The organism is Pseudomonas sp. TMW22090 (genome assembly GCF_022496665.1).
GTDB classification, from domain to species: Bacteria; Pseudomonadota; Gammaproteobacteria; order Pseudomonadales; family Pseudomonadaceae; genus Aquipseudomonas; species Aquipseudomonas gregormendelii.
Window position 1 is genome coordinate 335842 of sequence record NZ_SCFH01000004.1, and the last position, 13163, is coordinate 349004.

At 61.3% G+C, this 13163-nt stretch carries 11 protein-coding genes; 6 read left to right on the top strand and 5 right to left on the bottom strand.

Annotation, left to right across the window (positions count from 1 at the left end; genetic code table 11):
• Nucleotides 1-50: 50 nt before the first annotated feature.
• The 3 genes from EQV97_RS14090 (at nucleotide 51) to EQV97_RS14100 (ending at nucleotide 3902) form a co-directional block, all read left to right on the top strand.
• Nucleotides 51-1340, top strand: coding sequence for a M18 family aminopeptidase (locus EQV97_RS14090; RefSeq protein WP_045060220.1), 1290 nt, complete (start codon nucleotides 51-53; stop codon nucleotides 1338-1340).
• A gap of 137 nt (nucleotides 1341-1477) precedes the next feature.
• On the top strand, nucleotides 1478-1654 hold the full coding sequence (locus EQV97_RS14095; protein WP_163019418.1) for a hypothetical protein: 177 nt from the start codon (nucleotides 1478-1480) through the stop codon (nucleotides 1652-1654).
• 76 nt (nucleotides 1655-1730) lie between these two features.
• Nucleotides 1731-3902, top strand: coding sequence for a mechanosensitive ion channel domain-containing protein (locus EQV97_RS14100; RefSeq protein ID WP_240889108.1), 2172 nt, complete (start codon nucleotides 1731-1733; stop codon nucleotides 3900-3902).
• 473 nt (nucleotides 3903-4375) lie between these two features.
• Here the strand turns inward: EQV97_RS14100 and EQV97_RS14105 are convergent, their stop codons facing one another.
• Nucleotides 4376-6049, bottom strand: coding sequence for a DEAD/DEAH box helicase (locus EQV97_RS14105; RefSeq protein WP_045060217.1), 1674 nt, complete (start codon nucleotides 6047-6049; stop codon nucleotides 4376-4378).
• Between the two features lie 432 nt (nucleotides 6050-6481).
• Between EQV97_RS14105 and EQV97_RS14110 the strand changes: the two genes are divergently transcribed.
• Complete coding sequence (locus EQV97_RS14110; protein ID WP_225568625.1) at nucleotides 6482-7273, top strand: crotonase/enoyl-CoA hydratase family protein; 792 nt, start codon at nucleotides 6482-6484, stop codon at nucleotides 7271-7273.
• A gap of 118 nt (nucleotides 7274-7391) precedes the next feature.
• On the opposite strand, the gene EQV97_RS14115 is transcribed toward EQV97_RS14110, so the two are convergent.
• Entirely contained in the window at nucleotides 7392-8147 is a 756-nt protein-coding gene (locus EQV97_RS14115) for a spermidine synthase (RefSeq protein ID WP_045060215.1), read from the bottom strand.
• A 161-nt stretch (nucleotides 8148-8308) separates the two neighbouring features.
• Between EQV97_RS14115 and EQV97_RS14120 the strand changes: the two genes are divergently transcribed.
• Nucleotides 8309-9655, top strand: coding sequence for a 3-deoxy-7-phosphoheptulonate synthase class II (locus EQV97_RS14120; protein ID WP_122839301.1), 1347 nt, complete (start codon nucleotides 8309-8311; stop codon nucleotides 9653-9655).
• Between the two features lie 105 nt (nucleotides 9656-9760).
• Here EQV97_RS14120 and EQV97_RS14125 read toward each other — a convergent pair whose 3' ends face one another.
• Nucleotides 9761-10990: a winged helix-turn-helix domain-containing protein gene (locus EQV97_RS14125; RefSeq protein WP_240889109.1), complete on the bottom strand. Its 1230-nt coding sequence runs from the start codon at nucleotides 10988-10990 to the stop codon at nucleotides 9761-9763.
• A gap of 210 nt (nucleotides 10991-11200) precedes the next feature.
• Entirely contained in the window at nucleotides 11201-11422 is a 222-nt protein-coding gene (locus tag EQV97_RS14130) for a DUF1127 domain-containing protein (RefSeq protein ID WP_122839303.1), read from the bottom strand.
• Nucleotides 11423-11518: 96 nt separating this feature from the next.
• On the opposite strand from EQV97_RS14130, the gene EQV97_RS14135 reads away from it, so the two are divergent.
• On the top strand, nucleotides 11519-12373 hold the full coding sequence (locus tag EQV97_RS14135; protein ID WP_045060211.1) for a LysR substrate-binding domain-containing protein: 855 nt from the start codon (nucleotides 11519-11521) through the stop codon (nucleotides 12371-12373).
• Here the strand turns inward: EQV97_RS14135 and EQV97_RS14140 are convergent.
• The gene (locus tag EQV97_RS14140) at nucleotides 12363-13112 is read right to left on the bottom strand and encodes a sulfite exporter TauE/SafE family protein (protein ID WP_045060210.1); all 750 of its coding nucleotides are present in this window, start codon (nucleotides 13110-13112) and stop codon (nucleotides 12363-12365) included. The two genes, EQV97_RS14135 and EQV97_RS14140, sit on opposite strands and share 11 nt — an antisense overlap.
• Between the last annotated feature and the right edge of the window lie 51 nt (nucleotides 13113-13163).

Genomic DNA, 13163 nt, shown 5'->3' on the forward strand with positions numbered 1-13163 from the left:
ATTAGCCGCCCAATACGTTAAACTGGCGCCACTGCTGTCTGGAGCTTTTTATGCGCGAAGAGTTGAACCAAGGCCTGATCGACTTTCTCAAGGCCTCCCCTACCCCCTTTCATGCCACTGCCAGCCTTGTACAGCGCCTGGAAGCGGCGGGCTACCAGCGCCTTGACGAGCGCGAGTCTTGGAACACCGAAGCGAACGGTCGCTACTACGTCACCCGCAATGACTCTTCAATTGTCGCGATCAAGATGGGCCGCCACTCCCCACTCAACAGCGGTATCCGCCTGGTGGGCGCTCACACCGACAGCCCGTGCCTGCGGGTCAAGCCGCAGCCGGAGTTGCAACGCCAGGGTTTCTGGCAACTGGGCGTGGAAGTCTACGGCGGCGCCCTGCTGGCCCCCTGGTTCGACCGCGACCTGTCGCTGGCCGGGCGGGTCACTTTCCGCCGCGACGGCAAGGTCGAAAGCCAGCTGATCGATTTCAAGCTGCCGATTGCCATCATTCCCAACCTGGCCATTCACCTCAATCGTGAAGCCAATATGGGCTGGGCGATCAATGCCCAAACCGAACTGCCGCCGATCCTCGCGCAGTTTGCCGGCGACGAGCGCGTGGATTTCCGTGCGGTGCTCACCAACCAGCTGGCCCTGGAACATGGCTTGAATGCCGACGTGGTGCTCGACTACGAGCTGAGCTTCTACGACACCCAGGCCGCTGCGATCATCGGCCTGCATGGCGACTTCATTGCCGGTGCGCGCCTGGACAACCTGCTGTCGTGTTATGCCGGCTTGCAGGCATTGCTCACCGCCGAGACCGATGAAACCTGCGTGCTGGTGGCCAACGACCACGAAGAAGTCGGCTCCTGCTCGGCCTGCGGTGCCGACGGTCCAATGCTTGAGCAAACCTTGCGCCGCTTGCTGCCGGAGGGTGACGAGTTTGTCCGCACCATCCAGAAATCACTGCTGGTATCGGCCGACAACGCCCATGGCGTGCACCCCAACTACGCCGACAAGCACGATGCCAACCACGGCCCGAAACTCAACGCCGGCCCGGTCATCAAGGTCAACAGTAACCAGCGCTACGCCACCAATAGCGAAACCGCCGGGTTCTTCCGTCACTTGTGCATGGCTGAAGAAGTGCCGGTGCAAAGCTTCGTGGTGCGTAGCGACATGGGCTGCGGCTCGACCATCGGCCCGATCACCGCCAGCCACCTGGGTGTGCGCACGGTCGACATCGGCTTGCCGACGTTCGCCATGCACTCGATCCGCGAGTTGTGCGGCAGCCATGACCTGGCGCACCTGGTGAAAGTACTGAGCGCGTTCTACGCCAGTCACGAATTGCCATGACACCTGTGTAGGCGCCTGGCTTGCCGGCGATGGCCATTTCAATGCTCCATCGCCGGCAATCCAGTCTCCCACGGCCCGTGCTCGACCCACCAAACCCGCCTAGAATTCAAGTAATCCCTTTCGACAAGGCCGTCGCCATGATCACAATGCAATCCTTCCACGCCATGCTGATCCCGATCCTCACCGGGATGATCCTGCTGGCCATCGGATTTAATTTCCGCGACAAGAATGCCGGCGTGTTCGCAATGTGGATTGGCATGCTGACGATCCTTGGCACCGTGGTGTTCAAGATCCTCGCCAAACTCAACGAATAAATACTCGCCCCGACTCGCATTGATTTTGGCGGGCTCGTACACTCGGGCAATCTGATCTCCCAAGGTTGACCGCCTAGTGTTTGTTCGTCTTTTTGCCCTGCCGTATTTCCTCTTCGTCTGCCTCATGACGCTGCTACCGCTGGCGTCTGCAGAGGCGGTCGGCCTGCCCGGGCTGCTCAATGGCTCGGCGAAACCCCAGCCGGAGGCACAAGCGCCTCTCGGGCAGTCCCTGGACGATGTCATCAAGTCGCTGGAAAACGACCAGCAACGCGGCAAACTGCTGGCCGACCTGAAAAAACTCCGCGATGCCACCAAGCAAGCCCAGCCAGCCGCCGAACAAGGTGTGCTTGGTTTGATCGGCGGCACGCTGGCCAGTTTCGAGAAACAGTTTTCCGGGGAGGACAGCCCGATTACCCGCTGGTCCCAAGAGTACGACCTGGCCAAGGACGAGCTGCAAGCGCTGATTCTGCCGGCCAACGAATGGCTGCCGATCATCTTCGCCTTCGCCATGATCCTGATGGTCTGGAGCCTGCTTGCTGCCGTGCTGATCTGGCTCGGCCACCGCGTGCGCATGCGCTTCGGCCTGACCGAAGAGCTGCCCCAACACCCCAAGGCCCTGGATATGTTGCGCTTCGCCCTGCGCAAACTCGGGCCCTGGTTGATCGCCCTGGTCATGACTGTCTACATGACCTACGCCCTGCCCTCGTCACTGGGCAAGAGCCTGGCCATGGTCCTTGCCTATGCGCTGGTGGTGGGCACCTGCTTCTCGGCTATCTGCGTGATCGCTTTTTCCGTTCTGGACGGCCCGCACCGGCACCGCGCCTTGTTCATCTTGCGGCACCAGGCCTTCCGGCCACTGTGGCTGATCGGCAGTTTTGCCGCGTTTGGTGAGGCGCTGAGCGACCCGCGCCTGGTGGTAAGCCTTGGCACTCACCTGGCCCACACCGCCGCGACCATAGCCAATGTCCTGGCAGCCCTGTCCACGGGCCTGTTCATCTTGCGTTTCCGCCGCCCGATCGCCCACCTGATCCGCAACCAGCCACTGTCGCGCCGCCTGACCCGCCGCGCACTCAGCGACAGCATCGATATCCTGGGCACCTTCTGGTATGTACCGGCGCTGGTGCTGGTGGCGATCTCGCTGTTTGCCACGTTCGTATCCGCCGGTGATACCAGCACCGCCCTGCGCCAGTCGCTGATCTGTACCGTGCTGCTGGTGTTGTGCATGGTGATCAACGGCCTGGTGCGGCGTCACTCACTCAGGCCGCAACGCGGGGTCAAGCGTCATGCACTGTATTCAGATCGTCTCAAAAGCTTCTTCTACACCCTGGCCCACCTGGTGGTCTGGCTGGCGTTCATTGAATTGGGCCTGCGCGTCTGGGGCATGTCGCTGATAGCCTTCACCGAGGGTGAAGGCCACGAAATCAGCGTCAAGCTGTTCAGCCTCGCCGGCACGCTGATTTTCGCCTGGCTGATCTGGATTCTCAGCGACACCGCGGTGCACCACGCCCTGACCCGCTCGCGCAAAGGCCTGGCCAACGCCCGGGCGCAGACGATGATGCCGCTGATTCGCAACGTGCTGTTCGTGGCCATTTTCATCATCGCGCTGATCGTCGCCCTGGCCAACATGGGCATGAACGTCACGCCGCTGCTGGCGGGTGCCGGCGTAATCGGCCTGGCCATCGGTTTTGGCGCGCAGTCCCTGGTCGCCGACCTGATCACCGGCCTGTTCATCATCATTGAAGACTCACTGGCCATTGATGACTACGTGGACGTCGGCGGGCACCTGGGGACCGTCGAAGGCCTCACGATCCGCACGGTACGCCTGCGGGACATCGACGGTATCGTGCACACCATCCCGTTCAGCGAAATCAAAAGCATCAAGAACTACTCCCGGGAGTTCGGCTACGCGATTTTCCGGGTGGCGGTGCCATCCAGCATGGACATCGACGAAGCGATCAAGCTGATGCGTGACGTCGGCCAGAAAATGCGCACCGACCCGCTGCAGCGGCGCAACATCTGGTCTCCGCTGGAGATCCAGGGCGTCGAGAGTTTCGAGTCAGGCAACGCGATCCTGCGCGCCCGGTTCAAGACGGCACCGATCAAGCAGTGGGAAGTGTCGCGGGCGTTCAACCTGTCGCTCAAACGCCATCTGGATGAGGCAGGAATGGATCTGGCAACGCCGCGCATGAGTGTGCAGGTGGTAACGGCGGGCGGCGGACCGATAGCGCAAACAACCTCGACTGACTAACCTACCCCGTAGGAGCTGCCGCAGGCTGCGATCTTTTGATTTTGATTTTGGGCAATTGAAGATCAAAAGATCGCAGCCTGCGGCAGCTCCTACAGTGAGTCCGAGCGGCAGCAGCAGCGGCAGCGGCAGCGGCAGCGGCAGCGGCAGCGGCAGCGGCAGCGGCAGCGGCAGCGGCAGCAGCAGCAGCGGCAGCGGCAGCGGCAGCGGCAGCGGCAGCAGCAGCAGCGGCAGCGGCAGCGGCAGCGGCAGCGGCAGCAGCAGCGGCAGCGGCAGCGGCAGCGGCAGCAGCAGCGGCAGCGGCAGCGGCAGCGGCAGCGGCAGCAGCAGCGGCAGCGGCAGCGGCAGCGGCAGCGGCAGCAGCAGCGGCAGCGGCAGCGGCAGCGGCAGCAGCAGCAGGCACCTCTTCAAAGGCAAAAAAAATCCCCGAACCAGTCGGGGATTTTTTATGTTCGATCAATCAACCCAAGGGCCGATCAATCTTCGCGATAGCGACGCAGCTTCAACTGCTTGCCAGCAACGCGAGTGTCCTTCAGCTTGGTCAGGAGCTTTTCCAGACCATCTTCCGGCAACTCGACGAGGCTGAAGCTGTCACGCACCTGAATGCGACCGATGGCTTCGCGGGCCAGGCCGCCTTCGTTCAGGATGGCGCCCAGCAGGTTCTTGGCAGCGATACCATCACGCGCACCCAGCGCGGTACGGCAACGAGCACGACCTTCAGCCAATGGAACCGGAGCGCGACGCTCACGATCACCACGGTCCGGACGATCACCGGTACGCTCTGGACGATCGCCACGCGGTGCATTGTTCGGCACCAGTGGACGTTCTTTCTCGATCGCGGCCAGGGTCAACGCCTGGGCGTTGGTTGCCTTGCGCAACAGGGCAGCGGCCAGGGCACGCGGAGTGCAACCGATGTCGGCGGTCAGGCGATCCAGCAGATCACCGTGGGTTGATTCGGCGTCAGCCACCAGTGGCGACAGGCTGTTGGTCAGTTTCTTGATGCGGGCATCAAGAACAGCTTGTGCGTCCGGCAGGCGAACTTCGGCAACCTTCTGACCGGTTACACGCTCGATCACTTGCAGCATGCGGCGCTCACGTGGAGTCACCAGCAACAGCGCACGACCTTCGCGACCGGCACGGCCAGTACGGCCGATACGGTGGACGTAGGACTCTGGATCGTACGGCATGTCAACGTTGAACACGTGAGTGATGCGCGGAACGTCCAGGCCACGAGCGGCAACGTCGGTCGCCACAACGATGTCCAGACGGCCATCCTTGAGGGAGTCGATCACGCGCTCACGCTGGTTCTGGGCAATGTCACCGTTCAGCGCAGCGGCTTTGTAGCCTTTGGCTTCCAGGGCGCTGGCCAGGTCCAGGGTTGCTTGCTTGGTGCGTACGAACATGATCAGGGCGTCGAAATCTTCAACTTCCAGCAGGCTCAATACAGCCGAGGTCTTCTGGTCAGCGTGAACCAACAGGTGAGCCTGTTCGATCGCGGTAACGGTCTGAGTCTTGGTCTGGATCTTCACGTGTTGCGGATCGCGCAGATGGCGTTCGGCAATGGCACGGATCGACTGCGGCAAGGTTGCCGAGAACAATACGGTCTGGCGGGTTGCAGGCAGGGACTTGAAGATGACTTCGAGGTCGTCCATGAAACCCAGTTTGAGCATTTCGTCAGCTTCGTCGAGAACCAGGTGGTTCACGGTCGACAGGACTTTTTCGTCGCGACGCAGGTGGTCGCACAGACGGCCCGGGGTGGCGACAACGATTTGTGCGCCGTTACGGATTGCTTTCAGTTGTGGGCCCATAGGCGCGCCGCCGTAAACGGCCACAACAGTAACGCCCGGCATTTGCTTGGCGTAGGTTTCGAAAGCGGTTGCTACTTGCAGCGCCAACTCACGGGTTGGCGCCAGGATCAGGGCTTGCGGCTCGCGCTTGGCAGGATCGATGCAATGCAGAATAGGCAGGGCGAACGCAGCGGTTTTACCCGTACCGGTTTGCGCCTGGCCAATCATGTCCTGGCCGGCCATGATGATCGGGATCGATTGCTGCTGAATAGCCGAAGGTTCTTCGTAGCCAGTCGCAATGACGGCTGCAAGGATATTCGGATTAAGATTAAAAGCGGCGAAGCCGCCGGTTTCCTGGGTCATGGGTCTGCCTCTAAGTGCATCCGCAAAGACCCATGCTCCAAAGCTGCGCATGCCGTGTAAGACTCAAGAGTCGCCCTGGCTGCTTTGTCGGCGGGGATTTGCGAAAACGAATGAATGAAAAAGATTCGTCAAGGGAGAGTCCGCTGTGCGGACGTGCAGCCGAAGCTGACTTCGGGGAATTGCGCTACCTAAACGCGGCCTGGTTAAAGGCCGGCGCGCACTATACCGGAATTCGGGCAAAAAGGGAGCATTATTTGTCGGAAAACTGACGTATACGCCGTTGTGTCACAGGCTTTGCGCAGAATCCAACCAGGGTCTACTTTTCAAAGGCCCGGCCCTGCTGGAGATGGCGCTAAAACGGTTCACCCTGCTAAGCCGCCGCCTTTGCCCTGCGCCCGGCAACCGCCCCCTTCCCGCCCGAGGAATTGCCCCATGAATCAGCCCTGCTCCAGTCGAGTCAGCCGCGAACGGCGCGGTCATGTGCTGTTGATCGGTTTGAACCGGGCGGCCAAGCGCAATGCGTTCGACCTCGACCTGCTGAATGAACTGAGCCTGGCCTATGGCGAGTTCGAAGCCGACCGCGAAGCGCGGGTAGCGGTGGTGTTTGGCCACGGCGAGCATTTTACCGCCGGGCTCGACCTGGTCAGCGCCAGTGCCAGCCTGGCCGAAGGCTGGCAGGTGCCCGCCGGTGGCTGCGATCCATGGGGAATCCAGGCCGGCCCTCGGGTGAGCAAGCCGGTGATCGTCGCCGCCCAGGGGTACTGCCTGACCATTGGCATCGAATTGATGCTGGCCGCTGATATCAACCTGTGCGCCAGCAATACCCGCTTCGCCCAGAAAGAAGTGCAACGGGGAATTTTCCCGTTCGGCGGCGCCACCTTGCGCCTGCATCAGGTTGCCGGCTGGGGCAATGCAATGCGCTGGTTACTTACCGGGGATGAGTTCGATGCCCATGAGGCGTTACACCTGGGCCTGGTCCAGGAAGTCATGGCCAGTGAGGATTTGCTGCCACGGGCGCTGGAGTTGGCTGAACGGATCGCCCGTCAGGCGCCGCTTGGGGTGCAGGCGACCCTGATGTCGGCCCGCCAGGCGCGCTATGAAGGAGAAACGGCGGCAGCGCTGGGGCTGGCGCCGCTGGCGAAGAAGCTGCTGGGCAGTGAGGATGCCAGGGAGGGGGTGCGGTCGATGATAGAGAAACGACCTGGCGTGTTTAAGGGGCTGTGAGGCAGGTATTGACTGTGAGGCCTTCATCGCGGGCAAGCCCGCTCCCGCAATGATTTGCGTCGTACTCGAAACCTGTGGGAGCGGGCTTGCCCGCGATGAGACCCTCACAGACGCCGACTCATGTCGCCGGGCGAATCGCCTTGATCAGCGATTGCAACGAATACCCCAATCGCGGCGCCAGCCCTTCGGCCCGGGCCACCAGGGCGTCCATGTCCAGCTCCTGATCCAGCTCTGACGGCACCAGCAAAATCACATTGCCCTCTTTCACCGGCAACTCCCAGTAATGGCGGTGATACAGCCCGCGCAACAGCGCAGCGCCCAGCGGCTTGCCATCGTCGGTGGCCCACTGATTGATCACCAGCCATCCGCCCGGATTCAGGCGCTTTTGACAGTTCTCCAGGAAACTCCAGGCCAGGTGGCCGACCCCAGGCCCGACATCGGTATACAGGTCGACGAAAATCAGGTCTGCAGGCTCAGCAGTGTCCAGCAACTCCAGCGCGTCGCCGACCCGGATATACAGGCGCGGATCATCATCCAGCCCCAGGTATTCAATGGCCAGGCGCGGCACATCGGGCCTCAGTTCGATGGCTTCGACGTCTTCCAGCGGCAGGAATTTCAGGCAGGCCTGGGTCAGCGTACCGGCGCCCAGCCCCAGGAACAGCGCGCTTTCCGGCTGCTCGTGGCACAACGCACCGATCAGCATCGCGCGGGTGTAATCGTATTCGAGCCAGCTCGGGTCGGCGGTGAACACGCAACTCTGTTCGATGGCGTCACCGAACTCGAGAAATCGGTAATCCGCCACTTCCAGCACGCGTATCACGCCGAACTCATCCTGTACCTCGGCGAGCAGATGCTCGACGCGCTCCTCGGTCATTTCGTCTCCTGGTCGTCTCGGGCCTGCAGCTTGGGGAAACAGCGGCGCAGTCAACCGCTGATGCGGCTGCAAAGGCGCGATTGTCAGCGATGCAACGGGAACAGGTCACGCACTAATTGCTGATAACATGAGGGTCCGAGCGTAAAACTACCGAGACCGTGATGAGCCAACCCTGGAGCCCTGACAGCTGGCGCGCCCTGCCGATCCAGCAACAACCCGCCTACCCCGACGCTGCACATTTGCTGCAGGTCGAGCAGACCCTGGCCAGCTATCCGCCGCTGGTGTTTGCCGGTGAAGCCCGGGAGTTGCGTCGCCAGTTCGCCGAAGTGACACAGGGTCGGGCGTTTCTGTTGCAGGGCGGCGATTGCGCTGAAAGTTTTGCCGAGTTCTCCGCAGCAAAAATTCGCGACACCTTCAAGGTGCTGCTGCAAATGGCCATCGTCATGACCTTTGCTGCCGGCTGCCCGGTGGTCAAGGTCGGTCGCATGGCCGGGCAGTTCGCCAAACCCCGTTCGGCCAATGACGAAACCATCGACGGCGTCACCTTGCCGGCCTACCGTGGCGATATCGTCAACGGCATCGGCTTCGATGAAAAAAGCCGCGTGCCGGATCCGGAACGCCTGCTGCAGTCCTACCACCAGTCCACCGCCACCCTCAACCTGCTGCGCGCGTTTGCCCAGGGGGGCTTTGCCGACCTGCATCAGGTGCACAAGTGGAACCTGGACTTCATCGCCAACTCGGCACTGGCTGAGAAATACAGCCACCTGGCCGATCGCATCGATGAAACCCTGGCCTTCATGCGCGCCTGCGGCATGGACAGCTCGCCACAGCTGCGCGAGACCAGTTTCTTCACTGCGCACGAGGCCTTGCTGCTCAATTACGAAGAAGCTTTTGTTCGTCGCGACAGCCTGACCAACGATTACTACGACTGTTCGGCGCACATGCTGTGGATCGGCGACCGCACTCGCCAACTGGACGGTGCTCACGTCGAGTTTCTGCGTGGCGTGAACAATCCGATCGGGGTCAAGGTCGGCCCGAGCATGAACCCCGACGACCTGATCCGCCTGATTGATGTGCTCAACCCGGACAACGACCCTGGCCGCCTGAACCTGATCGCCCGAATGGGCGCCAACAAGGTCGGTGACCACCTGCCCGCCCTGATCCGCGCTGTGCAGCGTGAGGGCAAGCAGGTGCTATGGAGTTGCGACCCGATGCACGGCAACACCATCAAGGCCAGCAGCGGCTACAAGACCCGCGACTTTGCGCAGATCCTGGGCGAAGTGAAGCAATTCTTCCAGGTTCATCAGGCCGAAGGCAGTTACGCCGGCGGGATTCATATCGAGATGACCGGGCAGAACGTGACCGAATGCATCGGCGGCGCGCGACCGATTACCGAGGACGGTTTGTCAGACCGTTACCACACCCATTGTGACCCGCGGATGAATGCGGATCAGTCGCTGGAATTGGCGTTCTTGATTGCCGAGACGTTGAAACAAGTCCGGCGGTAAACCACTTTGAAACAATTGCTAGCGGGCTAGCTCCCACATTTTGACCGCGTTGTTCTGCCAAACGCGGCCAACTGTGGGAGCGAGCCTGCTCGCGATGAGGCCAGCTCAGGCACCCTCAATCCCAGCCAATGCCACTCTTAATCTGGCTGCACTCACCCGCTGGCAATTCAACTGCACCTGCGCCAGCCCCAGCCAATCGGCCATCCGCCGCAAATTGACCGCCAACGCCAGCATCCCCTCATCATCCAGCCCCGGCTCTTCCTCGTGCACGGCATGCACCGCCAAGCGGCCGTGCGCGCGCTCCGCGCGCAAATCTACCCGCGCAGATATTCGTTCGTTGTGCAAAAACGGCAGCACGTAATAGCCATAAACCCGTCTATCCTGGGGCGTATAAATCTCGAGCCGATAGCGAAAATCAAACAACCGCTCGGTACGGCCGCGCTCCCAGATCAGTGAATCGAAGGGCGACAGCAAGGCGCTGGCCTCGACCTTGCGTGGCACTTTCGGCTCGGGCAGGCAAAAGGCGGGTTGTCGCCAACCCTGGACCTCACAGGACAGTAATGCGCCCGCCTCCAGCAGTTCCGCCAGGCGCGAACGCGCATCGCCCGGATTCAGGCGAAAGTAGTCACGCAGGTCCTTTTCCGTCGCGATGCCCAAGGCATTGGCCGCATGCAGCAACAGGCCACGCTGGGCCTCATCTTCCGAGAGCATCGGCTGCTGGAGGATGACCGCGGGAAGCACCCGCTCCGGCAAGTCATACAACCGCTCGAATCCACGTCGTCCGGCGACAGTCACTTCACCGGCGGCAAACAACCATTCCAGCGCGTGTTTTTCCGCGCTCCAGTCCCACCATGGCCCGGCTCTTTCCTGGCGAGTCGACAGGCTGCCTGCGCCCAACGCCCCGAGTTCCTGAACCGAGCCAAGGACGCGGCGGATGATGTCCTGGTGCTCGCGACCGAAACGCGCCAGTTGCTGATAAATATCTTCGCCCCGCCCTGCCCGCGCCATCCGCCAGCGCATCAAGGGGAACATCGACAAGGGCAGCAGGGACGCTTCATGCCCCCAATATTCAAACAGCGTGCGCTGCCGCCCCTGACTCCAGGCCGCCTGATCAAGCAAGCCGGATGAATAACAGCCCAGGCGCGAAAACAGGGGAAGGTAGTGCGAGCGCACCAGCGCATTGACCGAATCGATCTGCAGGATACCCAGGCGTTCGATCAAACGATTGACCTGGATCGATTTGACCAGCGCTGGCGGCTGGCGCCCACCGAACCCCTGGGAGCTCAACGCCAGGCGCCTGGCCTGCAGCAAGGAAAAATACGAGGAGGTAGACATTCAAAGGCTCATGCAGAGGTCTGTGTCCACCTTAGCGGCCCACGCATGAAACGCCAATGGCGTGACCTCATCGCCTGTTCAGCAGGTGCCCGCCCGGCTCCAGCAAACGAATACGACCGCCTGTTCCCGCCCATGAAAAACCCCATGACCCGGGCTTGCGCCACGCGTGATGGGGTTGTGACCAGGCATGTGCCATCGGTGTTTCCAACCTTATTTGCCGCCGCCCAGTGGGTCTTGCCAGAAGTGACGCTCCGCTTCCTGCGCCACATCCGCGCGAGTCAGGCCGATGTCCTTCAAGGCCTCATCGCTCATGCCCGCCAACATTTCCCGTTCGCGGTGCAGTTCATACCAGCGGGTCAGCTTGTGCAGCAGATCCGAGACGACGTGAATGGAGTGTTTTTCTACTGCGCTGACATCGTGTTGACCTTTCATCTTGTTGCCCTCCGTTTGGGATGGCTCAAGTGTCGCGCCGGGGCTAAGATCAATCCAACGAATGTTTCTTATGCAATACATCTCGGAGATTGATGTATGTCTGCCTACCCCAGTATCGACACTGAAGTGCTGCGCACCTTCGTCGCCATCGCTGACCAGGGTGGCTTCACTCGCGCAGGCGAACTGGTCAACCGCACCCAGTCTGCGGTCAGCATGCAGATGAAGCGGCTTGAAGAGGACGTGCTGCAGCGCCAGTTGTTTCAACGTGACGGGCGCCAGGTGCGGCTGACAGCCGAGGGCCAGGTACTGCTTGGTTATGCCAGGCGCATCCTCAAGCTGCACAGCGAAGTATTCAATACCCTGCGCGAGCCGCATATGGTCGGCATGGTCCGGATCGGTACGCCGGACGACTACGTGATGCGTTTTCTACCCGGGATTCTGCGGCGTTTTGCGCAATCCTATCCGCTGATCCAGATTGAGGTGCATTGCGAGTCATCAAAACAATTGCTGCTGCGCCAGGACCTTGACCTGTCCATCGTCACCCGCGAACCCGGCAACGAGATCGGCCAACTGCTGCGCAAAGAACGATTTGTCTGGGCCGAAGCGCAATGTTTCAGCGCCCACGAGCAGACGCCTTTGCCGCTGGCGATGTTCAACAGCGATTGTTTCTGCCGCCTGTGGGCGTGCAATGCACTGGATGCCATGGGGCGTGATTATCGGGTGGCGTATAACAGTTCCAGCCTGTCGGCGATCATGGCGGTGGTCAGCGCCGGCCTTGCAGTGACTGCGCAACTGGAAAGCCTGATCACCCCCGACATGCGCATCCTGGGTGAGGCCGAGGGTCTGCCGGTGTTGCCCGAGGCCAGCATCATGCTGGTGCGTAACTTACACAACCCCTCGCCTATCACTGAGTGCCTGGCGGAACACATCGTCGATGGTTTCAAACTTTAAAGGCGAGCATCACCGCGCACATCACCAGAAAGCCGCAAAACAGCCCGCGCAGGAGGCGCTCCGGCATCGCGTGGGCGATTTTAACGCCCCAGCTGATGCTCAGCAGGCCGCCGATGGCCAATGGCACGCCGATCATCCAGTCGACTTGATGGTGCACGGCGTAGGTCACAAGTGTCACACCGGTGCTGGGCAGCGCCAGGGCCAGGGACAACCCTTGGGCAACGACCTGGGTGGTGCCGAACAGGCTGGTCAACACCGGTGTTGCCACCACTGCCCCGCCGACGCCGAACAGCCCCCCCATGGTCCCGGACGCGGCGCCGAGCACGCCCAGCCATGGCCATGAATAGCGCATTTGCGCCGTTGCCGGCGGGTTGGTCGTGAACATCCGCACAAGGTTGTAGGCAGACAAGGCCACCAGGAATGCAACGAATCCGGCGCGCATGGATTGCGCATCAATGCCCACCGCCCAGATCGAGCCGATCCAGGCAAAACTGAAGCCCATCACTGCCAGCGGCAACGCGTGGCGCAATTCAATGCGATTGCGCTGGTGATAACGCCACAAGGCGAGCATTACGTTCGGCACCACCATGACCAGCGCCGTGCCTTGGGCAATTTGCTGGTCGAGCCCGAAAAATACACCCAGCAACGGAATAGCGATCAATCCGCCGCCAATGCCAAATAATCCGCCCAAGGTGCCCAGGGCGGCGCCGAAAACCAGATACACCAAAAACTCAATCACAGTGACATTCCTATCCGAATCATGGGCCCATGCTACGCATTCGGGATTGGC

Bases quoted from the DNA above. Each gene is read 5' to 3' on its own strand.
- EQV97_RS14120 (WP_122839301.1), top strand. From the start codon at position 8,309: ATGAGCCAACCCTGGAGCCCTGACAGCTGGCGCGCCCTGCCGATCCAG.
- EQV97_RS14130 (WP_122839303.1), bottom strand. From the start codon at position 11,422: ATGAAAGGTCAACACGATGTCAGCGCAGTAGAAAAACACTCCATTCAC.
- EQV97_RS14135 (WP_045060211.1), top strand. From the start codon at position 11,519: ATGTCTGCCTACCCCAGTATCGACACTGAAGTGCTGCGCACCTTCGTC.
- EQV97_RS14090 (WP_045060220.1), top strand. From the start codon at position 51: ATGCGCGAAGAGTTGAACCAAGGCCTGATCGACTTTCTCAAGGCCTCC.
- EQV97_RS14110 (WP_225568625.1), top strand. From the start codon at position 6,482: ATGAATCAGCCCTGCTCCAGTCGAGTCAGCCGCGAACGGCGCGGTCAT.
- EQV97_RS14115 (WP_045060215.1), bottom strand. From the start codon at position 8,147: ATGACCGAGGAGCGCGTCGAGCATCTGCTCGCCGAGGTACAGGATGAG.
- EQV97_RS14125 (WP_240889109.1), bottom strand. From the start codon at position 10,990: ATGTCTACCTCCTCGTATTTTTCCTTGCTGCAGGCCAGGCGCCTGGCG.
- EQV97_RS14105 (WP_045060217.1), bottom strand. From the start codon at position 6,049: ATGACCCAGGAAACCGGCGGCTTCGCCGCTTTTAATCTTAATCCGAAT.
- EQV97_RS14095 (WP_163019418.1), top strand. From the start codon at position 1,478: ATGATCACAATGCAATCCTTCCACGCCATGCTGATCCCGATCCTCACC.